General features: G+C 69.4%; 23 protein-coding genes. 19 read left to right on the top strand and 4 right to left on the bottom strand.

The window, feature by feature from the left end; translation table 11 throughout:
* Window positions 1–317: 317 nt before the first annotated feature.
* Together WD271_02645 and WD271_02640 are read right to left on the bottom strand one after the other, a co-directional pair.
* A complete protein-coding gene (locus WD271_02645; GenBank protein ID MEX1006725.1) occupies window positions 318–1,736 on the bottom strand; it encodes a glycosyltransferase family 39 protein in 1,419 nt (472 codons plus the stop codon).
* A complete protein-coding gene (locus WD271_02640; protein MEX1006724.1) occupies window positions 1,729–3,210 on the bottom strand; it encodes a glycosyltransferase family 39 protein in 1,482 nt (493 codons plus the stop codon). The genes WD271_02645 and WD271_02640 overlap by 8 nt, the downstream gene beginning before the upstream one ends.
* Before the next feature lie 94 nt (window positions 3,211–3,304).
* On the opposite strand from WD271_02640, the gene WD271_02635 reads away from it, so the two are divergent.
* From WD271_02635 to WD271_02610, 6 genes are all read left to right on the top strand, one after another.
* On the top strand, window positions 3,305–4,978 hold the full coding sequence (locus WD271_02635) for a CTP synthase (GenBank protein ID MEX1006723.1): 1,674 nt from the start codon (window positions 3,305–3,307) through the stop codon (window positions 4,976–4,978).
* A gap of 5 nt (window positions 4,979–4,983) precedes the next feature.
* Window positions 4,984–5,568 carry an NUDIX hydrolase gene (locus tag WD271_02630; GenBank protein ID MEX1006722.1) on the top strand — a complete coding sequence of 195 codons (585 nt, stop codon included), beginning with the start codon at window positions 4,984–4,986 and terminating at the stop codon, window positions 5,566–5,568.
* Window positions 5,568–6,530, top strand: coding sequence for a site-specific tyrosine recombinase XerD (locus WD271_02625; protein ID MEX1006721.1), 963 nt, complete (start codon window positions 5,568–5,570; stop codon window positions 6,528–6,530). The genes WD271_02630 and WD271_02625 overlap by 1 nt, the downstream gene beginning before the upstream one ends.
* A gap of 70 nt (window positions 6,531–6,600) precedes the next feature.
* Window positions 6,601–6,939, top strand: coding sequence for a TraR/DksA C4-type zinc finger protein (locus WD271_02620; protein MEX1006720.1), 339 nt, complete (start codon window positions 6,601–6,603; stop codon window positions 6,937–6,939).
* 10 nt (window positions 6,940–6,949) lie between these two features.
* Entirely contained in the window at window positions 6,950–7,588 is a 639-nt protein-coding gene (locus tag WD271_02615; GenBank protein MEX1006719.1) for a site-2 protease family protein, read from the top strand.
* Window positions 7,585–8,115, top strand: coding sequence for an HD domain-containing protein (locus WD271_02610; GenBank protein MEX1006718.1), 531 nt, complete (start codon window positions 7,585–7,587; stop codon window positions 8,113–8,115). The genes WD271_02615 and WD271_02610 overlap by 4 nt, the downstream gene beginning before the upstream one ends.
* Before the next feature lie 79 nt (window positions 8,116–8,194).
* Here WD271_02610 and trpS read toward each other — a convergent pair whose 3' ends face one another.
* Window positions 8,195–9,217, bottom strand: coding sequence for a tryptophan--tRNA ligase (trpS, locus tag WD271_02605; GenBank protein MEX1006717.1), 1,023 nt, complete (start codon window positions 9,215–9,217; stop codon window positions 8,195–8,197).
* Between the two features lie 69 nt (window positions 9,218–9,286).
* On the opposite strand from trpS, the gene WD271_02600 reads away from it, so the two are divergent.
* From WD271_02600 to WD271_02565, 8 genes are read left to right on the top strand one after another with little or no spacing between them, the layout of a single operon-like run.
* Window positions 9,287–10,123, top strand: coding sequence for a ScpA family protein (locus WD271_02600; GenBank protein ID MEX1006716.1), 837 nt, complete (start codon window positions 9,287–9,289; stop codon window positions 10,121–10,123).
* Window positions 10,120–10,746 carry an SMC-Scp complex subunit ScpB gene (gene scpB, locus WD271_02595; GenBank protein ID MEX1006715.1) on the top strand — a complete coding sequence of 209 codons (627 nt, stop codon included), beginning with the start codon at window positions 10,120–10,122 and terminating at the stop codon, window positions 10,744–10,746. Before WD271_02600 ends, scpB begins: the two co-directional genes overlap by 4 nt.
* 1 nt (window position 10,747) lies before the next feature.
* The gene (locus WD271_02590; GenBank protein ID MEX1006714.1) at window positions 10,748–11,530 is read left to right on the top strand and encodes a pseudouridine synthase; all 783 of its coding nucleotides are present in this window, start codon (window positions 10,748–10,750) and stop codon (window positions 11,528–11,530) included.
* Between the two features lie 11 nt (window positions 11,531–11,541).
* Complete coding sequence (gene aroH / locus WD271_02585) at window positions 11,542–11,907, top strand: chorismate mutase (protein MEX1006713.1); 366 nt, start codon at window positions 11,542–11,544, stop codon at window positions 11,905–11,907.
* Window positions 11,908–11,915: 8 nt separating this feature from the next.
* Window positions 11,916–13,229 carry a 3-phosphoshikimate 1-carboxyvinyltransferase gene (aroA, locus tag WD271_02580; protein MEX1006712.1) on the top strand — a complete coding sequence of 438 codons (1,314 nt, stop codon included), beginning with the start codon at window positions 11,916–11,918 and terminating at the stop codon, window positions 13,227–13,229.
* A gap of 10 nt (window positions 13,230–13,239) precedes the next feature.
* Window positions 13,240–13,938 (top strand): (d)CMP kinase, encoded by a 699-nt coding sequence (cmk, locus tag WD271_02575; protein ID MEX1006711.1) that lies wholly within the window; start codon window positions 13,240–13,242, stop codon window positions 13,936–13,938.
* Window positions 13,935–14,561, top strand: coding sequence for a lysophospholipid acyltransferase family protein (locus WD271_02570; GenBank protein ID MEX1006710.1), 627 nt, complete (start codon window positions 13,935–13,937; stop codon window positions 14,559–14,561). The genes cmk and WD271_02570 overlap by 4 nt, the downstream gene beginning before the upstream one ends.
* The gene (locus WD271_02565) at window positions 14,558–15,613 is read left to right on the top strand and encodes a CPBP family glutamic-type intramembrane protease (protein MEX1006709.1); all 1,056 of its coding nucleotides are present in this window, start codon (window positions 14,558–14,560) and stop codon (window positions 15,611–15,613) included. Before WD271_02570 ends, WD271_02565 begins: the two co-directional genes overlap by 4 nt.
* Window positions 15,614–15,626: 13 nt before the next feature.
* Here WD271_02565 and ispH read toward each other — a convergent pair whose 3' ends face one another.
* Window positions 15,627–16,598, bottom strand: a complete 972-nt coding sequence (gene ispH, locus WD271_02560; GenBank protein ID MEX1006708.1) for a 4-hydroxy-3-methylbut-2-enyl diphosphate reductase — start codon at window positions 16,596–16,598, stop codon at window positions 15,627–15,629.
* A 73-nt stretch (window positions 16,599–16,671) separates the two neighbouring features.
* Between ispH and WD271_02555 the strand changes: the two genes are divergently transcribed.
* From WD271_02555 to WD271_02535, 5 genes are all read left to right on the top strand, one after another.
* Complete coding sequence (locus WD271_02555; GenBank protein MEX1006707.1) at window positions 16,672–18,096, top strand: DUF512 domain-containing protein; 1,425 nt, start codon at window positions 16,672–16,674, stop codon at window positions 18,094–18,096.
* Window positions 18,097–18,131: 35 nt separating this feature from the next.
* Window positions 18,132–19,439 carry a ribosome biogenesis GTPase Der gene (der, locus tag WD271_02550; protein ID MEX1006706.1) on the top strand — a complete coding sequence of 436 codons (1,308 nt, stop codon included), beginning with the start codon at window positions 18,132–18,134 and terminating at the stop codon, window positions 19,437–19,439.
* Between the two features lie 195 nt (window positions 19,440–19,634).
* Window positions 19,635–20,207 (top strand): TadE/TadG family type IV pilus assembly protein, encoded by a 573-nt coding sequence (locus WD271_02545; protein MEX1006705.1) that lies wholly within the window; start codon window positions 19,635–19,637, stop codon window positions 20,205–20,207.
* A gap of 10 nt (window positions 20,208–20,217) precedes the next feature.
* The gene (locus WD271_02540) at window positions 20,218–21,999 is read left to right on the top strand and encodes a pilus assembly protein TadG-related protein (GenBank protein MEX1006704.1); all 1,782 of its coding nucleotides are present in this window, start codon (window positions 20,218–20,220) and stop codon (window positions 21,997–21,999) included.
* Window positions 22,000–22,033: 34 nt separating this feature from the next.
* Window positions 22,034–22,279: a hypothetical protein gene (locus WD271_02535; protein ID MEX1006703.1), complete on the top strand. Its 246-nt coding sequence runs from the start codon at window positions 22,034–22,036 to the stop codon at window positions 22,277–22,279.
* Window positions 22,280–22,353 lie beyond the last annotated feature (74 nt).

The raw sequence follows: 22,353 nt of genomic DNA, 5'->3' as shown, positions 1-22,353 counted from the left end.
CCGACCCAACTGGCGTCGCGCTCGCGCCCGTGATGGGCGCGAGCTTCGGGCTCCTCGGCGACGACCTGCACGAGCGGCTCATGCTCGGCGATACCGGTGCCAATGTGATCGGCGCGGTGCTCGGGCTCGCGGTCGTGCTCGGGTCGCAGGAGAGCACGCGCATCGCGGTGATGCTCGTGCTCCTGGTGTTGAACGTGGCTGCCGAGCTGGTGTCGTTCAGCAAGGTGATCGACGCAGTTCCACCGCTGCGCTGGCTCGACCGGCTCGGCCGTGTCGCACCTTCCCCGTCGGCAGGGGTATCGTCATCAGGCTCGTCGTCACGCCCGGCACCGGGTGCGCGTGTAGAGGGTGATGTCGCCGAACCGCTCGGGCCGGTACCCCTCCCGCCGCAACCGGGACCCCAGCCCAACGAGGCGCCCGAAGTGCTGCGGCGACGAGACGACGACGCCGCAGACCTCGGCTGAAGCCGCCGCGCGCGCGACCGAACCCTCGGTGATCCGTCCCTGCTCGATCCGCTGGAACGACGGGTCGGCGAAATCGCCCGGTGGCCCATGCCCTGCGCGCCACGCGAGGCCCGGATCGTCACTGATCACCAGCGCGTCGCCGGGCAGCTCACGGAGGCGGGCGACGACCTCGGCGTCGTGCCCGCGGTAGCCGTGCGGCCACAGGATCGAGCGGTTCTCGATCGCCCAGAACGGGGCGACGACCACCGCTGCGACTGCGAGCACCGCCCATGGCGGGGGACGGAGACTGGCGAGCAACGCGAGCGGGGGCACGAGTTGCGCGACATGCGCGCGGAACAGCGCCGGCTCCCAGACGAGGAGCGTGAACACGAGGACGGCCCACAGCGCGAGTACCGCGACGACGACACCGACGCGCGGCTGTCGCTCGTCCTGATGGACGCGCGGCGCACCCGTGAAGCGTGTAACGAGGAACATGACGAACGCGAGCGCGAGCGCGACGAGCACGAGCGGGTCGCGTTCCCAGAGCGTGGTCACGACTTTCCAGGCCGCGTCGGGCCGCGTGTTCAACCGGCGCGCGTCGTTGTGGTACGTGAACGACTGGTCCCACACGCGGCTGAGCCCCCACGGCAGCGCGGTCACCAGGTACACGCCGATCGCCACGGCGGCCGCGAGCGCGGCGTCCCACACGCGGCGCCGCCAGAGCAGCAGCACCACGCCCGCGATCACCACCGCGGGCACCGAAAGTGCCTTGATCGACGCGGCCGCGCCGCCGGCGAGTCCCACCCACACCGCGTTCCACTTGCCACCGGGATCGACATGGTCGAGCGAGCGGAGCGCCAGCGCGATCGCGAGCACCGACAGGGCCATCGACGGACCGTCGGCGTTCACGGGACCCGTGACCCAGAGCACGGAGCCGCTCGTGGTGACCAGTCCGGCCGCGAGCAGGGCGTGGCCCCGCGACGTGACGCGGCGGGCGCACGAGTAGACCGCGATGGTCAGCAGCACTCCGGACGCGACGGTGAGCAGGCGCGGCGCGTCGAGCGTGCGGAACCCGAGAAGATCGGCAAGCCACACCAGCGGCAGGAACACGGGGCCCTGGCTCGAGAAGATGTCGCGGAACGGTTGCCCACCTGTGCGCATCGCGAGCGCCGACGACGCGAACACGCCGTCGTCGAACACCAGCGACCGTGTGGCGAAGAGCGCGGGAAGCCGGAGCACCAGCGCGACCAGCCCGAGGACGAGCGCGTCGATCCGCCAGTGCCGCCTAGTCACGCGCGTCGTGGCGGAGCACGTCGATTCGACCCGTGAACCGGTGCCTCGCGGCGTGGTCGTAGCGCGCACCGAAGTTCGCGAGCACGTGGCGCCGCTCCTTGCTGTTGAGGTGGCTCATCACGAGCCACACGCGATCGTGACGCTCCGAGATCGAACGCACCCGCTGATCGTCGGCGAAGTCTTCGAACGGACCACCCAGCGCCAGCACAGGCGCGTCGCGAGGCGAGCCGTGCCGTCGGAAGTAGTACTCCCACGCAGTCTCCAGGTGGCGGGGTTGCACGACGACGGCGTCGCCGCTGCCCGCATGCGCCAGCACGTATGTCACCGCGCCGCGCCAGTCTTCCCGCGGCACGCCCGTGTGTGCGGTTGTCGTGTCCGACCCGAGCCAGTCCACCAGCACCACAGCGCTCAGTACGACGAGCGCGACGAGGTATCCGGCGGCGAGTTGCCGTGGCCGCATCGCGGTGATCCCCGCCGCGGTGAGGATCACGAACGCGGGGAGCGCGCCGATCATGTAGCGGTTCACGAACAGCGGTCGCACGAACGAGACGAGGAGAATGCCGATCATCGGAACGAAGAGCCACGTGATCAGCAGGGTGTACCGCCAGGCGTCGATCCCGCGTCCGGAGTGTGCCCAGGTACGCAGCGCGGCGCGGAACGCGAACGCGCACGCGACGAGCGCTGCGAGTAGCAAGTAGCCCGTACCGCCCGCGAACATCTCGAACGTGTGCTGCACACGCGCCCATGTGACGGGTTTGATCCAGTCGAGCCCGCTGCCCCCGCGACGCAGGATTGCCGCGAAGAGCGGGATCATGGCGAGGGTGAAGCCGCCCGCCGCGACCAGCACCGACCGCCACCGGACGTCCGACTTCTGGAGGGCGAGGAGGGACAGCGCGTGACCCGCGACCACGAACAGCACGAGGATCTGCGCGTAGACCGCGACCGCAGCGACCAGCGCGTACAGCAACCAGCTCTGCTGGGTACCGATCTCCACCGCGCGAACGAAGCACAGCGTCGCGAGTGCAACGAGGAGCAACACGAGCGCGTATTGCCGCGCCTGCTGAGCCTCGGCCACGACCGTAGCGCTGACCGCGGTGAGCAGGCCGGCGACGAGTGCGGTCCGGTCGGTGAAGAGGCGTGCCGTGAGCGCGTACATCGCCGGGACGAGCGCGACACCGAAGATCACCGAGAAGCTGCGCAGCGCAACTTCGCTCTCACCGAACGGCAGGCTCCAGGTCCGCAGCACCAGCAGATAGAGACTGGTCATGGGCTCGTTCGCGACCGCATACCGAATCGCCGACCACAGGCTGCGGTGCACGAGTGCGGCGGTCGCGGTCTCGTCGAACCAGAGGCTCTGCCGGCCGAGGGTGTACGACATGAGAACGGCCGCGAGCACCGCTTCGGCGGCGACGAGGTAGGTGGGGAGCGCCGAGCGTGTCGCGACCGCTGCGCTGGGCGTTGCGGTGGCCGTCATCGGGGGCACGGTAGCGGTGCGCGACGTTCGGGGAGCCGCATGGTACGGTCGCCAGGAGTCGCTTTTCGCGTCGTCCCACGGGAGATTGCAGGTCTTGGCGAAGCACATCTTCGTGACTGGTGGTGTGGCATCGAGCCTCGGGAAGGGGCTCACGTCGTCCTCGCTCGGACGGCTCCTCAAGGCCCGGGGTCTCCGGGTCACGATGCAGAAGCTCGACCCCTACATCAACGTCGACCCCGGCACCATGAACCCCTTCCAGCACGGCGAGGTGTTCGTTACCGACGACGGCGGCGAGACCGACCTCGACCTCGGTCACTACGAGCGCTTCGTCGACGTGCCGCTGTCCCGCCGCTCGAACGCGACCACCGGTTCGATCTACCAGGACGTGCTCGCCAAGGAGCGCCGCGGCGACTACCTCGGCCACACCGTGCAGGTGATCCCGCACATCACCAACGAGATCAAGCAGCGCATCCGCGCGCTCGCGGCCGACGACGATGTCGACGTCGTGATCACCGAGATCGGCGGCACCGTCGGCGACATCGAGATCCTCCCGTTCCTCGAGGCGATCCGGCAATTCCGCAAGGATGTCGGGCGCGACAACGTCTTCTACGTCCACGTCACGCTCGTTCCCTACATCGCGCCGGCAGGGGAGCAGAAGACCAAGCTCACGCAGCACTCCGTCACCGAGCTGCGTGGTCGCGGCATCCAGCCCGACGCGATCGTGTGCCGCTCCGACCGGCCGATCCCCTGGGAGCTCAAGCAGAAGATCTCGAGCCTCTGCGACGTGCCCGAGGAGGGCATCGTGTCGTGCGTCGACGCGCCGACGCTCTACGAGATCCCGCTGGTCCTGCACGACGAAGGGCTCGACGACTATGTCTGCCGGGTGCTCCAGCTCACGGAGCACGAGCCCGACCTCGACGATTGGCGCCAGCTCGTCGCGCGCGTCGAAGCGGCGCGCCAGCCCGTGCGCATCGGACTGGTCGGCAAGTACGTGAACCTGCCCGATGCCTACCTGTCGGTCGTCGAGGCATTGAAGCACGGCGGCTTCGATTGCGGCGCGCAGGTGGAGATCGACTGGATCGCGTCCGACGACACCGAGGGTCTGCTCGCCGAGGGCCGTCTCGGCGGGCTCGACGCGATCGTGATCCCGGGCGGATTCGGCATCCGCGGCATCGAAGGCAAGATCGCCGCCGCCGGTTTCGCGCGCGAGCAGGGCATCCCGTTCCTCGGCCTCTGTCTCGGGTTGCACTGTGCGGTGATCGAGTTCGCACGCGACGTGTGCGGCCTCGCCGGAGCCCACTCGAGCGAGTTCGAGCCGCACACGCCGTATCCGGTGATCGACCTGATGGACGAGCAGCGCGACGTGGTCGACAAGGGCGGCACGATGCGCCTCGGCACCTACCCGGCGAAGCTGGTGCCCGGCTCGGTCGTGCAGAAGGTTTACGGCGAAGAGCTCGTCTACGAGCGCCACCGCCACCGCTACGAGGTGAACAACCGCTACCGCGCCAAGCTCGAGGAAGCGGGCATGGTGTGCTCGGGCTTGTCGCCCGACGACCGCCTCGTCGAGTTCATCGAGCTGCCCGACCACCCGTTCTTCGTGGCCACGCAGGCGCACCCCGAGTTCAAGAGCCGTCCCGACCGGCCGCATCCTCTGTTCGCGGCGTTCGTGCGCGCCGCGCTCGAACGCGCGGAGGGTCGCTTCCCGAGGCTGCCGATCACGATCGACACCGAAGTGCTGGAGGTCGGCGACCCGACTGCCGCGGTCTAACCGAGATGTTCCGCGTCGTCGCGCGCACGACCTTGTGCGAGGCCGGGTTCCTGACCGTCGAGCGCTTGCGCGTGGCCGGACCCGACGACGAAGAATTCGACCGGCACGTCGTCCTCCATCCGGGCGCGGTCGTCGTGGTGCCGGTCGATGTCGACGGCAGCGCATTGCTCGTCCGCCAGTACCGCGCCGCGGCGGGCCGTGACCTGCTCGAGGTGCCCGCCGGGAAGCGCGACGTGGCCGGCGAGCCACCCGACGTCACCGCGGCTCGTGAGCTCGAGGAAGAGATCGGCCGTCGCGCGGGCCGTCTCCGGCTCCTCTGCGAGTTCTTCAACTCGCCCGGGTTCACCGACGAGTACACCTACGTCTTCCTCGCCACCGACCTCGAAGCGTGCGAGCGCGCCGCGGTGAGCGCCGAAGAGGAGGCGATGACCGTCGAGCTGGTTGCGCTGTCCGACGTCGAGATGCTGATCGCGTCAGGCGAGCTCGTCGACGCCAAGAGCATCATCGGTCTGCTGCTCGCGCGTCAGGCGCTCGCCGGCTCCGTGCCTGAACGGAAAACCGGCTCCGTGCCTGAGCGGCCGAGCGAGTAGTGAGCACAACGACCGACGCTGACGCGCTGGCGGACCTGCTCGCGGAGTACGACACCTGGCTGCGTGTCGAACGAGGGCTGGCGCCGAACTCACTTGCCGCCTACCGCCGCGACCTCCGCCGCTACGCCGGCTACCTGCGCCGCCGCGGGCAGACCGACCCCGGCGCGGTGAGCGAAGCAATGGTCGCCGCCTATGTGGAGGACCTCCGCAACGCGTGTGACGACGACGGCCACCCGCGGTACGCGCCCTCCTCGATCGCCCGAGCCGTGGCCGCGGTGCGCTCGTTCCACCGGTTCTGCGTCGAGGAAGGGCTCGTACTCTCCGACCCGAGTGAGGAGATCGGGGGTCCTCGGGTACCACAGGGGATCCCGAAGGCGCTCAGCGAGCCAGAGGTTGAGGCGCTGCTGGCAGCCGTGCCGGGCGGCGACCCGCGCGCGCGACGCGACCGCGCGATCCTCGAGACGCTCTACGCCGGCGGTCTGCGCATCAGCGAGCTCGTCGGGCTCGACGTCGGCGACCTCGATCTCCGCGACGGCATCGTCCGCGTGCTCGGCAAGGGCAGCAAGGAGCGCGTCGTCCCGCTCGGCCGCACCGCGAGGGCCGCGCTCGACGACTATCTCCGACACGGGCGTCCCGAATTGGAGCGCCGAATCTCGACGAGCCGGACCAAGCGCGCGGGGGACGCGGTGTTCCTCAACGCGCGCGGTGGCCAACTCACGCGCCAGGGCGCGTGGCTGATCGTGCGGGCGGCCGGTGACCGTGCGGGCCTCGGCGACCGGCTCTTCCCGCACGTGCTCCGCCACTCGTGCGCGACGCACATGCTCGACCACGGGGCCGACATCCGCGTCGTGCAGGAGCTGCTCGGCCACGCGAGCCTTTCGACCACCCAGGTGTACACCCGGGTCTCCCCTGAGCGCCTGCGGGCCGTCTACGACCTCGCCCACCCCCGCGCAAAGAGGTAGCTGTCCGCTCGCGGGGGTCTGCGCTCGCGGCCCATAGTGAGCGAGCCCATCGAGTAGGTAATATCGTCACATGGCCGACACGACCCACGCGGTGCTGCGCGACCAGCTCCAGGAGGAGCGCGACCGCCTCCGCGACCAGCTCCAGAGGCTGGGTCGCGGCTCTGGCGCGGCGCTCGACTTCGACGAGAACTTCGCCGATTCGGGCCAGGTCACCGCCGAGCGCGGTGAGGTGGAGGCGCTCGCCGGTCAGCTCGACGAGACCCTCAAGGAGATCGAGGACGCGCTCGTCAAGTTCGATGCCGGCACCTACAGCGAGTGCGAGAACTGCCACCAGCGCATCTCCGAAGCCCGCCTCGAGGCGATGCCCGCGGCGCGCTTCTGCATCAACTGCGTCTCACAGCGACGCTGAGCGCCACCGCGTGAACACCGACTTCGAGCAGGCGGTGATCTTCTTCGCCTGCCTGATCGTCGCGGTGATCCTCCACGAGGTCAGCCACGGTCTGGTCGCGTCGTGGTTCGGCGACGACACTGCGAAGCGGGCCGGCCGTCTCACGCTGAACCCGATCCCGCACATCGACCCGGTCGGATCGATCGTCATGCCGGCGATGGGTGCATTGATCGGCGTGCCGGTACTCGCGTGGGCGAAGCCGGTGCCGGTGAACCCCAACCGGATGCGCGACCCGCGCCGCGACATGGTCTTCGTGAGCCTCGCCGGGCCGATCACGAACTTCTTGCTGATGGCCGTCGCCGCACTCGCGGCCAAGGCGCTCTACACCACCCCCGTGAGCTTCTTCAACGACCTGCCGCTCGGTATCCAGATCCTCTTCTCGTTCGCACTCGTGAACCTGTTCCTCGGGATCTTCAACCTCGTGCCGATCCCACCGCTCGACGGCTCGGCGCTGATCGAACGGGTCCTCCCGGAGACCTGGCTGCCGGGCTGGTACAAGTTCCGGCCCTACGGCTTCCTCGTACTCTTCATCCTCGTGTTCACCACCGGGTTCGCGGGCCGGATCCTTGCCCCCTTCGCCGACCAGCTCACGCGCTTCGTCTTCGCGTGAAGCTGCTGCACCTGTCGGGGCGCTTCGTGCGCGCGCTGTGGCCCCGTCCCGCGCGTGCGGAGGATGTCGAGTGGGTGGAGTCGGTGCTCACCCCCGCCGCGTACGCGCAGTGGAGGCTCCAGCCTGCTCACGACCGCCGGCACACGGTGCGCGTCGCGCGCGAGGTCGAGTCACAGCTCGCGGGCACTCCCTACGCAGACGATCCGCGTTGGGTGGCGGCTGCCCTGCTGCACGACATCGGCAAGCTCGACGCGCGCCTCGGTGTGTACGGGCGCGTCGTGGCAACGGTCTCCGGCGCGGCGGGTGGCCCCGGGATGGCTGACGCGTGGTCCGAGCGCAGCGGGTTCACGCGACGCGTCGGTCTCTACCTGCGGCACCCGGAGCTCGGCGCCGACCGGATCCGCCTCCTGGGCGGTCCCGAAGAGGCTGCGCAGTGGGCGGCCGGGCACCACGACCCCACAACCTGGGACACGCTCACCATCCCCGAACCCGTCGTCGTGGCCCTCGCTGCCGCCGACGACGACTAACCCGCCTCGTCAGGAGCGAGCGTGCGCGAATTGGGGTATCCCCGATTCGCAGCGAGCGACCCATCGTTCAGGCGCGAGCTCATGGGCGAGATGGCGGCAGGAGCCCCACGGCGTCACGGACTCGCGCGACGACCGGTGCCGACATCTCTTCCGCGCGGGCCGCGCCCGCCGCGACGATCCGGTCGACCTCGGCGGCGTCCCGCTCGAGCTCGGCGTAGCGCGCCTGCAGCGGGCGGACCAACTCCAATACTGCGTCGGCCACCGCCGCCTTCAGGGCGCCGTACCCTCCGCCCGCGTACTCGGCTTCCACGACGGGGATCTCGCGATCGCTCGTCGCCGCCAGGATCTGCAGCAGGTTCGACACGCCGGGCTTCTCGACGGGGTCGAAGCGCACATCGCTGCCCGAGTCGGTCACCGCGCTCTTGATGCGTCTGACCAGCGCGGCAGGGTCGTCGAGCAGCGGCAACGAGCCCTGGGGCGAGTCGGCCGACTTCGCCATCTTCGCGGTGGGCTGCTGGAGGTCCATGATGCGCGCGCCCACCGACGGGATGGCTGGTTCGGGCACCACCAGCGTGGGACCGAAGCGGTGGTTGAACCGCATGGCCACGTCGCGTGCGAGCTCGAGATGTTGGCGTTGGTCGTCGCCCACCGGGACCCGGTCGGTGTCGTAGGCGACGATGTCGGCCGCCATGAGCACGGGGTAGTCGAACAGCCCGACGCTCACGGACTCCCGACTTGCCCCACTGCCTCGGGCCGACTTCTCCTTGAACTGCGTCATCCGGCGGAGCTCACCGAAGGTCGCGACACAGTTCAGGATCCAGGTGAGCTCGGTGTGCGCGGCCACGTGGCTCTGCACGAAGAGGGTGCAGCGGGCGGGGTCGAGGCCGGCGGCGACGAGGAAGGCGACCGTCCGCCGCGTCCGTTCTGCGAACGTCGCGGCGTCGTAGGGGAGCGTCATCGCGTGCAGGTCGACCACGCAGTAGAGGGCCTGGTCGGGGGAATCGGCGTCGTCGAGCGCGGCGACCCAGTGGCGTACCGCACCCAGATAGTTGCCGAGATGAACCTCGCCGGTCGGCTGGATCCCCGAGAAGACGCGCGGCACGGGCCGTGACACTACCGGTCATCGGAGATGGCACGGCGCGGGTATTTGCCGCCGGTAGGGTGGTGTCCGATGCCGTACGAGGTCCACACGCCCGTGTACGAAGGGCCGTTCGACCTGCTGCTGCACCTCATTCTCCGCGAAGAGGTGGAGCTGTGGGAGGTGTCGCTCTCCGCGATCGTCGATTCGTACCTCACCGAGCTCGATATCGCGATGAACGGGATCGGGCAGGATCTCCGTTCAGGCACTGAGCCGGCCCTCGACCTCGACGTCGCGACCGAGTTCCTCCTGATCGCCGCCACCCTCGTCGAGCTCAAGGCGCGGCGCCTCCTGCCCGGCCTCGAAGACGTCGAGCTCGACGAAGAGCTGCTGCGCTTCGAGGAGCGCGATCTGCTGCTCGCCCGACTGCTCGAGTGCAAGACGTTCAAGGACGCCGCTGCGGCGTTCGAGGCGCGCATCCGCCGCGCCGAGCGCAGCGTGCCGAGGCGCGCCGGTCCTGAAGAGCCATATCGATTCCTCGAACCCGATCCGCTGGAGCGGGTCCGACCCGCCGCGTTACGCGCGGCTGCTCTCCGTGTGTTCACGGCGGTACCACCCGTGATCGTCGACACCGAGCACATTGCCCCAGTACGCGCCAGCGTTCGCGATGCCGTCGACACCGTGCTCCGGTTGTTGCCGCAGTCCGAGCCCATGAGCTTCCGCGCCGTTGTCGCCGGCGTACCCAGTCGCCTCGAGTTCGTCGTGCGCTTCCTCGCGGTGCTCGAGCTCTACAAGCAGGGCGTCGTCGAGCTCACGCAGTTCACGAACTTCGGCGAACTGCTCGTGCGCCGTCTCCGTCCCAGTGAGATCGCGCTCGACGCGGCCAGCCTCGACGACTGGAACGACACTCCGGTCGAGGTCCGCGCATGAGCGAGCTCGAGGCGAAGCGCGCGATCGAGGCAGTGGTGCTCGCGGCTACGGAGCCGGTGGAGCCGCGGTTGCTCGCGCAGCTCGTCGAGTTGTCGGTCGTGCGGGTGGAAGCACTCTGCGACGAGCTCGCGCGGGAGTACGAGGAGTCGTGCCGCGGTTTCGTGCTCGTGCGAGTCGCGGGCGGCTACCGGTACCAGACGCATCCCGATCTCGCGCCCTACGTGGAGCGCTTCGTGCTCGACGCCCGCCACGCGCGGCTGTCGGCCCCGGCGCTGGAGACGCTCGCCATCGTCGCATACAAGCAGCCAATCTCACGCGGGCAGATCTCGGCGATCCGCGGTGTCAACGTCGAAGCCACATTGCACACGCTGTTGCAGCGCGGCTACGTGGAAGAAGTCGGGCGCGATCCCGGCCCGGGCACCGCGGTGCTCTACGGCACCACGGTGTCGTTCCTCGAGCGCCTGGGTCTCGACTCGCTCGCCGACCTGCCCTCGCTCGGTGACTTCGTGCCCGACGCGTCGGTCGTCGAAGCCCTCGAGCGCGGTCTTCACCTGAGCGAAGACCCTCGGCTCGAGGACCCGCTCCACGAAGACCGCGCGAGCGACGCCGCCACCACGGACTGACGTGGCGCAGGAGTCCGAACCGGAACGGTTGCAGAAGCTCCTGGCGCGCGCCGGCTTCGGTTCGCGGCGCGCGTGCGAGGAGCTCATCTCCGCGGGTCGCGTCACTGTCGACGGCGAGCTCGCGCGTCTGGGCGCGCGCGCCGATCCGCGGAGACAGCGCATCGAGCTCGACGGGGTTGCCGTCGTAGTGCGAGACGACTTCGTCTACTACCTGCTGAACAAGCCCGTGGGCGTGGTGACCACTGCGACCGATCCGCAGGGACGCACGACCGTGCTCGATCTCGTGCCGACCGAGCGGCGCGTGTTCCCGGTCGGACGCCTCGACAACGATACGACGGGCTTGCTCGTGCTCACCAACGACGGTGAGCTCACGCAGCTCCTCACGCACCCGAGCCACGGTGTGCTGAAGACGTACCTCGCCGAAGTCGAAGGTGTGCCGGCGCCGGGGGCACTGGGGGCGCTGCGCGATGGTATCGAGCTCGACGACGGCATGACCGCGCCGGCAACCGTGCGTGTTGTGCAGCGCCGCGCCACGAGCGCGGCTGTCGAGGTCGCCATCCACGAGGGCCGGAACCGCCAGGTCCGGCGCATGTTCGACGCGATCGGTCACCCGGTGATCCGGCTCGTGCGCACCCGCATCGGACCGGTTGCCGATCGTGGTCTCGCGCCGGGGGAGTGGCGCGCGTTGAAACCGAGCGAGGTGCGCGCGTTGTACGAGGCAACCACGCCGCGGCCCGCCACTCACAAGGCCAATGGGAAGAGCGGCAAGGGAGGCCCCGGCTAACCTCGCTCGTCGTGAAGCTCCAGGCGCTGCGCGGTGCGATCACCTGCGACGAGGACTCGAAGGCCGAGATCGAAGCCAAGACGACGCGCATGGTGAAGGAACTCTTCGCCCGAAATGACCTCGCTCCCGACGACGTCGTGAGCATGATGTTCACGTCTACCCCCGACCTGCACGCCGAGTTCCCTGCGAGCGCGGCCCGTGCCGGGCTCGGGCTCGACGGCATCGCGCTGCTCGGCGCGCAGGAGCAGGACGTACCGCACGGCATGCCGTTCTGCATCCGGGTGCTGGTGCACTGCTACACCGACAAGCCTCGCGAGGAGCTGCGCCATGTGTTCCTCGAAGGTGCGGCCGCGTTGCGCGCCGACCTCCCGCAGTAGCGCATCCCGTGGCCGTCCCGCGTCGCATGAAGATCCCCACCGAGCTCGTGGTGTTGGGTCCTGCGTCACTGCGCGGAAGGCTGCGCGTTCCCGGCGACAAGGGGATCTCGCATCGCGCGCTGCTCTTCGCGTCGATGGCGAACGGCCGCTCGCGCGCGGTCGGGCTCGCCGGCGGTGACGACGTCGCGCGCACCCGACTCCTGCTGCGCGACCTGGGCGTCGACATCACCGCGGCCGGCTCCGCGATCACCGTGGAGGGACGCGGCGTCGAAGAGCTGATGGAGCCGTCGCACGTACTCGACTGCGGCAACTCCGGTACCACGATGCGCACCGCTGCGGGCCTGCTCGCGGGCCGGCCGTTCCTCGGTGTGCTCTCGGGTGACGTGAGCCTCTTGCAGAGGCCGATGGGCCGCGTGGTCGAGCCATTGCGCGCGATGGGCGCGCACGTCGACGGCCGCGCGAGCGGAACGCTCGCACCTTTGGCCCTCCGCGGTGGGTCGCTGCGCGGGTACGCACACCACACATTGGTCGCGAGCGCTCAGGTGAAGACCGCGCTCGTCCTCGCGGGGCTCCAGGCCGATGGCACCACCGAGATCACCGAGCCGGCACCGACTCGCGACCACACCGAGCGGATGTTGCGCGCGCTCGGCGCGCCCGTCACCGTCGACGGCTGCACCGTGCGCGTCACCAAGGGCGCGCCGGCACCGCTCGAGCTCGAGGTGCCGGGTGATCCGTCGTCGGCGGCGTTCTGGGTGGTCGGCGCCACGATCACACCTGGTTCCGATCTCGTGATCGAACGTGTCTGCTGCAACCCCACCCGGATCGCGTTCGTCGACGTGCTCCGCCGCATGGGCGCGACGATCGATGTCGACCTCACCGGCAAGCAGCTGGGCGAGCCGGTCGGTGATCTCCGTGTCGTCGCGTCCGAACTGTGCGCGACGACAATCGGGGGCGACGAGATCCCGCTCGTGCAAGACGAGCTCCCGGTGCTCGCGGTCGCCGCCGCGTTCGCCGACGGCGTCACCGAGATCGCCGACGCCGCGGAGCTCCGAGTGAAGGAGACCGACCGCATCGCCACCGTGGAAGCCATGCTCGTCGCCCTCGGCGTCGGTGTGGAGACCGCGTCCGACACGCTCGCGATCCGCGGTGGTCAGCCTCGTGCCGCGCGGCTCGACAGCTACGGCGACCATCGCCTTGCGATGGCGGCGGCGATCGCGGCGAACGCTGCCGACGGTGAGTCGGTCGTACTGGGTTGGAAGGCGATCTCGGTCTCGTATCCCGAGTTCGGCGACGACCTTGCAACGCTGACGGGGCGAGTGTGACGGGGCTCGCGTGACCGCTCGGCTCGTTGCGATCGACGGCCCGGCGGGGTCGGGAAAGTCCACTGCCGCGCGCGGTGTAGCGGACGCGCTCGGCCTGCACACGCTCGATACGGGTGCCATGTACCGCGCGGTCACGCTCGCGGCGATAGAGGTGGGCGCCGATGTCGACAACGCGGACGCCGTCGCCGAGGTCGCGCAGCGAGCGGAGATCGAGCTCGCCGACGGGTCCGTGTGTCTCGGCGGGCGTGACGTGTCGGCGGAGATCCGCGGTCCCGAGGTCACTGGCGCGGTTTCGTCGGTGTCGTCGCACCCGGCGGTTCGCAAGATCCTCGTGGAACGCCAGCGAGCGTGGGTGCGCGAGCGGGGTGGGGGAGTCGTGGAGGGGCGCGACATCGGGACCGTCGTGTTTCCCGACGCCCCGGTCAAGGTGTTCCTCACCGCGCAGGACGACGTGCGGGCGGTGCGGCGCCGGCGTGACGAGGAGGCGGCCGCCCGCCGGGTCGCGGTCGACGACGTGCGCGAAGCGCTCGCCGAACGCGACCGTGCCGACGCGTCGCTCGGGCGGGCGCTGCGGCCCGAGGATGCCGCGCCCGACGCGATCGTGATCGACACGACCGCTACCACCGTCGACGAGGTCGTGGCCGTGATCGTCGAGCGGGCGCGATCAGTGAACGCCGATTCCGAATCTGCGGATGAGGGAGCAGGATGACGTTCTATCGGTTCGCGCGCGCGGTCGTGCTGAGTGTGTGCAAGGTCGCGTGCCGCGTGCGCGTCGTCGGCCGAGAGCACGTCCCGCGGTCCGGGGCTTACATCGTCGCCCCGTCCCACCGGTCGATCCTCGACGTGCCGTTCTCCGCGTTCGTGACCACGCGCACCATCTGCTTCCTCGCGAAGGAGGAGCTGTTCTCCACGTGGTTCGGCAACGCGTTCTTCACCGCGCTCGGCGCAGTGCGCGTGGAGCGCGGCACCGCCGACCGCGCCGCGCTGCGCGCGCTGGAAGCCGAACTGGCGCGAGGGCAACCGGTGGCGGTGTTCCCCGAGGGCACGCGCGAGTCGGGTCCGAGGATCGCGCCGCTGTTCGATGGCGCGGCGTACCTCGCGGTGAAGCTGGGCGTGCCGATCGTGCCCGTGGGCGTGGGCGGGAGCGAGGACATCCTCCCGAAAGGCAAGTTCCTCCCGCGTCCGCGGCGGGTCGCGGTCGTCGTCGGGAAGCCGATCATGCCGCCGGTGTTCGAAGGGCGCGGCCGCCGCGCCGCGGCGACGAAGCTCACCGACGAGCTCGCCGCGGAGCTCCAACGCGTGTTCACCGACGCGCTCCTGATCGCGGGTTGACCCACCTGAACACCGTCACCTACGACCTCGCGCAGTGGCCGGGGGAGTCGCGCGACGCGCTCCGCCGGCTGCTTGTCGATGCCGAGATCGACGCGCAGTGGGCGGCGTCAACGTTCGCGGTACCAGCGGCTCGGCGCAGCGATGTCGACGCGCTCGTCGCGTCGCTGAACGGCACGGCTGCGAACAGGGCCGTTCTGTACCAGGCAAGGCAAACAGTCGCGGCTCCGGGTTGGTACCCGGACCCGATGCGCGAGGCCCTGTGGCGGTGGTGGGACGGTCAGCGGTGGACGGGATACGTCGGCCCGCAACTCCCGCCGCGCGATCGGGGATGGTTCCCGCCGAAGAACGACCGCGAGCAGACCGCCAAGGGTGGCGGGCTCGCGATTGCCGGCTTCGTCGGTGGCCAGATGCTCTCCTTGGGTGTCGTCGGGTTGGCGATCGCCCTGGGCGCGTCATCTCGATCTGCCGTCACGCTGCTGGTCGGCGAGCTCGCGCTCTGGTCGGGGTTGTTCGGCGCGTGCAAGCTCGCGGTTCGGCGGTACGGAACGGGAACGCTCCGCGACCTCGGGCTGCTGCGCCCGCAGCTCGGTGACCTCGGGATCGGCTCGCTCGCCGCGCTCGTCGCGCGCGTCGCGACGCTGATCATCGCCGTGATCCTGGTCCTCGTGTTCTCGTTCGACGACCTCGCCCGCGACACGTCGGTCACCAACGAGGCCGGCATCTCCACCCTCGGCGCGATCGTGGTGGTGATCGTCGCCGTCTTCGGCGCGCCGTTCTTCGAGGAGCTGTTCTTCCGCGGTCTGGTGCAGGGAGTGCTCACCCGGCGCTACGGGGGTCGCATCGCGATCTGCGCGCAGGCGGTCGCGTTCGGCCTCGTGCACTACCAGATCGGCATGACGCGAGGTCAGATGATCCTCACGTTCTCGATGATCATCCCAGTCGGGTTCCTGCTCGGCTGCATCCGCTGGCGTTACGAGCGTCTCGGCCCGGGCATGGCCGCGCATGCGGTGTTCAACGGGATAGCCGTCGCCATCACGCTCGCGACGTTGTAGCAAGTGGCGCGGGCTAGCTCGTTGCGCGGTCGCGCTCCATTGCGGCCGCGAGCTCGCGGAGCTCACGCGGTGGTGGGAAGTACTCGTCTTCCTCGGTGACGTGCACCGTCTCGACGCCCTGCGTGGGTGCGAGCCGCTCGATCACCGCCTGCACGAGATCTTCCGGTGCGCTCGCGCCGGCGGTGACGCCCACGACACGGGCATCGCCGAGCGCGTCGGGATCGATCTCGTCGGGACCGTCGACGCGCAACACGCGCTCGCACCCTGCGGCGCGTGCCACCTTGGCGAGCGCGATCGTGTTCGACGAGTTCGCGCTCCCGATCACGACGATCGCGTCGGCGCGTGCCGCGAGCGCGCGCAATGCGGCCTGACGGTTCGTGGTCGCGAAGCACAGGTCGTCGCGGGTGGCCGTCCAGAGCTCGGGGAAGTGCTCCCGGGCACGGGTCATGACCCCTTTCCAATCGTCCAACGAGAGGGTCGTCTGCGCGAGCAGGGCCACCTTCGACGGGTCGCTCACGGTGGGGAGCACCCGGTCGAGGTCGGCGTCGGTCTCGACCAGGCGCATCTCGTCGGGCGCGACCGCGAGCGTCCCGGTGGCCTCGTCGTGGCCCTCGTGACCGACGTAGATGATGGTGTAGCCCTTGCCTGCGCGCACCTTCGCCTCGTGGTGCACCTTCGTGACGAGCGGGCACACCGCGTTCACGACGACGCGGTCCTTGTCGCGCGCCGCGGCCACGATCTCGGGCGCGGAGCCGTGCGCCGACAGCATGAGCGGTGCGCCGGCGGGAACATCGTCCACGTCGTCGACGAAGACCACACCCTGCTCGCGGAAGCGGTCGACCACGAGCTGGTTGTGCACGATCTCGTGGTAGCAGTACACCGGCGGGTCGAACGCCTCGACCATCCACGACAGCGCCTTGATCGCCATCTCCACGCCGGCGCAGAAGCCGCGCGGCTCGGCGAGTAGGACGAGTTCGACCGTCATCCGCGCCAGATTATGGGTCGCTCGCTACAAGCCGGGATACCCGGCTCGTGACGCTCGCTCCTACACTTGACCCATGCCGACCGCCCGTGTGGTGGCGGTCGTGCCCGGTTCTCCTGCCCACGCTGCGGGGCTCCTCCCCGGCGACGAGCTCCTCACGCTCAACGGCGAAGCGGTGCGCGACGTCATCCGCTACCAGATCCAGGCCGACGAGCCCCGCGTGGAGCTCGAGCTCCGGCGCGGCGGACTCGAGCAGCTCGTGGTCGTCGACAAGCCCGCGGGCGCGCCGCTCGGGCTCGACCTCGAGAGCGCGGTGTTCGACCGCGTCCGTACCTGCGACAACCACTGCCCCTTCTGCTTCATCTACCAGCTCCCGAAGGGCATGCGCCGCAGCCTGTACCTGAAGGACGACGACTACCGCCTCTCCTTCTTGTACGGCAACTTCACCACGCTCACGCGCTTCACGGAAGCCGACCTCGAACGCGTGATCTCGGAGCATCTCGGCCCGCTCTACGTGAGCATCCACGCCACCGATCCCGAGCTACGCACCCGTCTGCTCCGCAACCGGCGCGGCGCGACCAGCCTGCGTTGGCTCGCCGCGCTGCTCGACGGCGGGATCGACGTGCACGGCCAGATCGTGGTGTGCCCGGGCATCAACGACGCGGAAGCGCTCGACGACACGCTCCTCGGTGTGCTCGACCGCTTCCCCCGGCTCGCCACCGTGGGTGTCGTGCCGCTCGGCGTGAGCGACTACACCACCGAGGAAGGCATGCGGGCACACACGCGCGATGAGGCCGCGCGTGTCGTCGACACGGTTGCGGAGTGGCAGCCGCGCTTCACGCGCGCGCTCGGCCGCCGGCTCGTCTACGCGGCCGACGAGTACTACCTGCTCGCGGAACGCCCGTTCCCGACCATTGCCCACTACGACGCGCTGGCACAGCACGAGAACGGCATCGGCATGGCGCGCGCGTTCGAAGTCGAAGTGCGCGCCGCGCTCGCGGGTGAGACGGTCGATCCGTTCGGTACCCGCGCCGGCTCCGTGCCCGAACGGAGGACCGGCTCCGTGCCCGAACGGAGAACAGGCTTCTTCGCGTGGGTCGACGGCGCACCCGCCGCGGGTTACCGAGCGCCGCGCGGCGGAACACCCGTGCAATTCCGCGCCTCTACGCCTTCTCCAGTCGTGATCGTCACCGGCGGGTACGGGGCCCAGGTGCTCGAGCCGCTCGTCGGCGAGCTCGCGGCCGCGGCGCGCGCCGACGTGTCGCTCCTCGTCGTCGACAACCGCTTCTTCGGGGGCAACATCGCGGTCACCGGCCTTCTCAGCGGCGGCGACGTCGGGCGCGCGCTCGGCAGCGCTCCCGAGGGCGCGCGCTACCTGTTGCCCGACGTCGTCCTCTCGAACGGACGGTTCCTCGACGGCACCACCACCGCCGACCTTCCCCGACCGGTCGAGGTCGTGCCCACCGACGGCGCGTCACTCGTCGCGGCAGTGCAGTTGTGAACCCAGCGTCCGTTCCGGCACGGAGCCGGCTCCCGGTGGTCGCGGTGGTGGGTCGCCCGAACGTGGGCAAGTCGACGCTCGTCAACCGCTTCGTCGGACGGCGCGACGCGATCGTGCAGGAGGAGCCCGGCGTCACGCGCGACCGCAAGGAGCTCGAGGCAGAGTGGAACGGCCGCAAGTTCGTCGTCGTCGACACCGGTGGCTGGCTCTCGCCCACCACGGGTGAGGGCGGCGAGCCGCTGGCGCGCCAGGTGAGCAAACAGGCGGAGCGCGCGCTCGTCGACGCCGACGCGATACTGCTCGTCGTCGACGGCACCGTCGGCCTCACTGAAGAGGACGAACGCGTCGCGCGCGTCCTGTACAAGACGAAGAAGCCGGTACTCGTCGTGGTCAACAAAGTCGACGACGAGCGGCGTGAGGCCGCGGTGTGGGCGTTTTCGCGCCTCGGCCTCGGTGATCCCTTCCCGGTATCGGCGATGCACGGTCGCGGGAGCGGCGACCTCCTCGACGCCGTTGTCGACGCGCTCCCTGCCGAGGAACCGGCACCGGAAGTCGACGACTCGATCTTCTCGGTCGCGATCGTCGGCCGTCCGAACGCGGGGAAGTCCACGCTGTTCAATCGTCTCGTCGGCGCCGATCGCGCCATCGTGCACGACCTGCCCGGCACGACCCGCGACTCGATCGACACGATCGTCGAAACCGAAGACGGGCCGCTGCGATTCGTCGACACCGCGGGCATGCGTCGTCGCAGCCGTATCGACGAGCCCACCGAGTATTTCAGCATGGTGCGCGCGCTCGAATCCGTCGATCGCGCCGACGCCGCGTTGCTCGTGATCGACGCGACCGATGGTGTCACGCATCAAGACCAGCGCCTCGCGGAACGCATCGACGCCGCAGGCACCGCGGTGGTCGTCGTGCTCAACAAGTGGGAGCTCCTCGACGCCGAGGCCCGCGCCGCCGCGCGGGCGGCCGTTGCCGACCGACTGGCGTTCCTGTCGTATGCGCCCGTCCTCACCGTGTCGGCGCTCACGGGTCGGATGACGCAGCGCATCCTTCCCGCGCTCCGCCAGGCGGAGGAGGCGTACCACCAGCGGATCCCGACCGCCGCGCTCAACCGCGTCGTGCGCGACGCCCAGCTCGCCCATGCGGTGCCGCCTGTCGGCCGCCGGCGCCCGCGGGTGCTCTACGCGACGCAGGCGGCGACCGACCCGCCCACGTTCACGCTCTTCGTGACCCACGAGCTCCCGGTCACCTACCTCCGCTACCTGGAGCGCAGGATCCGGGAGGCGTTCGACCTGGGCCCCACGCCGCTCAAGCTGAGAGTGAGGCGCCGGAACGATTAGCGGAGGCGCCGCGCGAACGAACGGCCGCGAGCCGGGTATCCGGGCTCGCAGTGAGCGAGCCATGGGGGAGGCTCCGCAGCGCCTGACTCTCCGGGCGCTTAGCCGATTCTTGGCTCAAGACCCCTGGCCGTGACTGCCGACATATGACTCAGCGCGGGGCTGGACCTGGCGTTGATGTCGATGGGGTTCGAACGGATGAGGAAACGAGGCAGACGCAGCGACGAGCGCGGCGCGGTCCTGGTCGAGACCGCGATCCTGATCCCCATCATCGTGCTGATCACGTTCGGGCTCATCGAGTTCTCGTCGGTGTACCAGTCGTCGTCCGTCGGCGCGGGAGCAGCGCGTTCCGCGGCGCGTACCGCGTCCGCCGAAGCGCGCCTCTCCACCTATGCGACCGACGCCTCCGTCGCGGCTGCCACCGCGCTGAAGACGATCGCGCCCGACGAGCCCATCGAGATGTGGGTCTACAAGGCCAACGACAACGGCTATCCAGGCGCGAACGGCAACACGAGCTTCAGCAGTTGCACGACGAGCTGCATCCAGTACAGCTGGGTGCCTGGGACGAAGAGCTTCGACACCGCGAATCCGGGCGGTAGTGGATGGCCGGCCTCGTCCCAGAATGCGTGCGAGACCGCCAACTGGGACTCGGTCGGCGTCTACGTGAAGCTCAGTCACAAGTACATCACGAAGCTCTTCGGAGCCACGATCACTTTGACCGATCACGCCGTCTTCCGACTCGAGCCGGCGCCGACGCAGCTCTGCGGGTAGTCGGATGGTGATGGCCCGCTTCCTCCGCCGCGTCCGTGACCGAGAAGGTGCCGACCGCGGTTTCTACATGGTGTGGATGGCGCTGACCCTCGTCACGCTCACCGCGTTCGCAGGTCTCGGCCTCGAGTTCAGCCGCTGGAACAACATCTCGAACCGCATCCAGAAGGCGGCGGACGCGGCTGCGCTCGGCGGCGCCGTCTTCATGCCCGAGAACGTCGGCAACGTGGCGTTCACGACGGCCAAGAGCGTCGCCTCGAAGAACGGGTTCACCCACGGCACGAACGGCGTCGCCATCACGACGGTCGCCGGTGCATTGCCCAACCAGCTCAAGGTGACGATCTCCGTCCCCACCAACAATCCGTGGGGCCAGATCGTGAACTACGGGTCGACGACGATCACGCGGAGCGCGGTCGCCGAGTACCAGCTGCCGCAGAACCTCGGCAGTCCCGAGAACGTCTACGGCAACGACCCCGAATCGAGCCTCACCCAGCCCCAGTTCTGGGGCAACCTCTTCGGCCCGTCGTCGAGCAAGAACAAGGGCGACGCGGTCCAAGGGGCCGGACCGAGCGCCAGCTCGAGCCTGTGCAACGCGGACAACTGCGCGAGCTCGATCAACAAGGACTACAGCGCGAACGGCTACTTCTACGGAATCGACGTCCCGGCCGGAGCGACTGGCGCCCTCAACGTGGAGGTGTTCGACCCTGCGTTCGTCCATGTGGGCGACCGCTGTGGCGACGGCGACGCGAACGCGCAGAACAGTCTCAACCAGGCCGCGACGCTGACCGCCATCCAGATCCCCGGCTATTCCGGATCGATCACGCCGGCGGTCCGATACGCGTCGGCAGGCAGCAGCGCGTTCTGCACGGGTGACCAGTACTACGCCGACGGCAGCAACACCGCGAACCCGTGGACGATCTGGACCCTGCGCGAACCCGACGTCACCACGTGGGAGCCCAGCAACAACCCGATCGTCTGCCAGGCCGAGTTCCCGGGAGTGTATCCCGAGAGAGCCAACGACTTGCCGAACGGCGCCATCGACGCGACCCGTCTGAAGACACTGCTCCAGCAGTCGACCGATTACCCCGGGACCAACCCCGCACGGACGTTCGCGTCGTTCTTCCGCCAGTGGGTGCAACTCTGCTCCGTCGCGAACCCGGTGCAGGGTACCTACTTCCTGCAGGTGCAGACCGCGACGAAGATTGCGGGCACGGCCACTCCGAACGGTGGCGGTTCCAACCGCTACTCCATCCGAGTCGGTCTCGGCGCGAACTTCTCGTCGACGAACAACCTGCGCTTGTACGGCAACTCGACGATGGGCATCTACGCCAACGCCACCGGTGCCGATACGCGCTTCTACCTCACGCGCGTCCTTCCCGGCGAGGCGGGCCACACCCTGATCCTGAACTTCTTCGACACCGGTGACGCGTCACAACCCGGCGCGATCGCCGTGCTACCGCCGCCCGACTCGAACGTCAGCGGCGGGGCCTTCGCCAACTGTGAGTACACCCAACCTCCGGGCAACTCGACCGGCCCACCGTGGGGGACGTTCATTGCAACCGGCTCGGGTTGCCAGATCTCCGGCGTCAGCAGCTCGAGCAGCCCCGGCCCCTCCTATAACGGCCAGTGGGTCATGTTCCAAGTACCGATCCCCGAGACCTACGACTGCGACGACACGGACCCGCTCGGGTGCTGGACCCGCCTGCGCTTCACGTACCCGGTTGGCACGAGCGTCAACGACACCACCACCTGGATGGCCTTCATGCTCGGTGACCCGGTCCGCCTCATCCAGTAGCTCCCACGCGGTCCGCGGGTGCTGGAATGGATACGTGCCGTGGTGTGACACGTGCGACCGGTTCCTCTCGCCCTCGACGGTGCGCGCCGACGGCGCGTGCCCCACGTGCGGGCGCGCCGTCGACCCCGGGTCCGCCCACTCGTTGGCGGATGCGCCCGCGGACGACGACGACGCCCTGGGGCCGATTCCGTGGCACCTGAAGCTGCTCGCCGGCGCGCTGGCCGTCTACCTGGGGTGGCGGGCCTGGCAGGGGATCGAGTGGGTGGCGCACAACCTCTGAATTCGGTCTTGCCGAATTCACCTCTTGTTGGTGTCGTACCCTTGGGGTAGTATCGAACGTATGTTCGGTAGTGA

This window comes from Acidimicrobiia bacterium, from assembly GCA_040880805.1.
Taxonomy (GTDB): Bacteria; Actinomycetota; Acidimicrobiia; order IMCC26256; family DASPTH01; genus DASPTH01.
This window is presented reverse-complemented; position numbering and strand designations above follow the sequence as displayed.

Excerpts from the sequence above, each read along its gene's own strand:
- WD271_02640 (MEX1006724.1), bottom strand. The coding sequence starts at position 3,210 with ATGACGGCCACCGCAACGCCCAGCGCAGCGGTCGCGACACGCTCGGCG.
- WD271_02630 (MEX1006722.1), top strand. The coding sequence starts at position 4,984 with ATGTTCCGCGTCGTCGCGCGCACGACCTTGTGCGAGGCCGGGTTCCTG.
- WD271_02620 (MEX1006720.1), top strand. The coding sequence starts at position 6,601 with ATGGCCGACACGACCCACGCGGTGCTGCGCGACCAGCTCCAGGAGGAG.
- WD271_02600 (MEX1006716.1), top strand. The coding sequence starts at position 9,287 with ATGCCGTACGAGGTCCACACGCCCGTGTACGAAGGGCCGTTCGACCTG.
- scpB (MEX1006715.1), top strand. The coding sequence starts at position 10,120 with ATGAGCGAGCTCGAGGCGAAGCGCGCGATCGAGGCAGTGGTGCTCGCG.
- WD271_02570 (MEX1006710.1), top strand. The coding sequence starts at position 13,935 with ATGACGTTCTATCGGTTCGCGCGCGCGGTCGTGCTGAGTGTGTGCAAG.
- ispH (MEX1006708.1), bottom strand. The coding sequence starts at position 16,598 with ATGACGGTCGAACTCGTCCTACTCGCCGAGCCGCGCGGCTTCTGCGCC.
- WD271_02555 (MEX1006707.1), top strand. The coding sequence starts at position 16,672 with ATGCCGACCGCCCGTGTGGTGGCGGTCGTGCCCGGTTCTCCTGCCCAC.
- WD271_02545 (MEX1006705.1), top strand. The coding sequence starts at position 19,635 with ATGAGGAAACGAGGCAGACGCAGCGACGAGCGCGGCGCGGTCCTGGTC.
- WD271_02540 (MEX1006704.1), top strand. The coding sequence starts at position 20,218 with ATGGCCCGCTTCCTCCGCCGCGTCCGTGACCGAGAAGGTGCCGACCGC.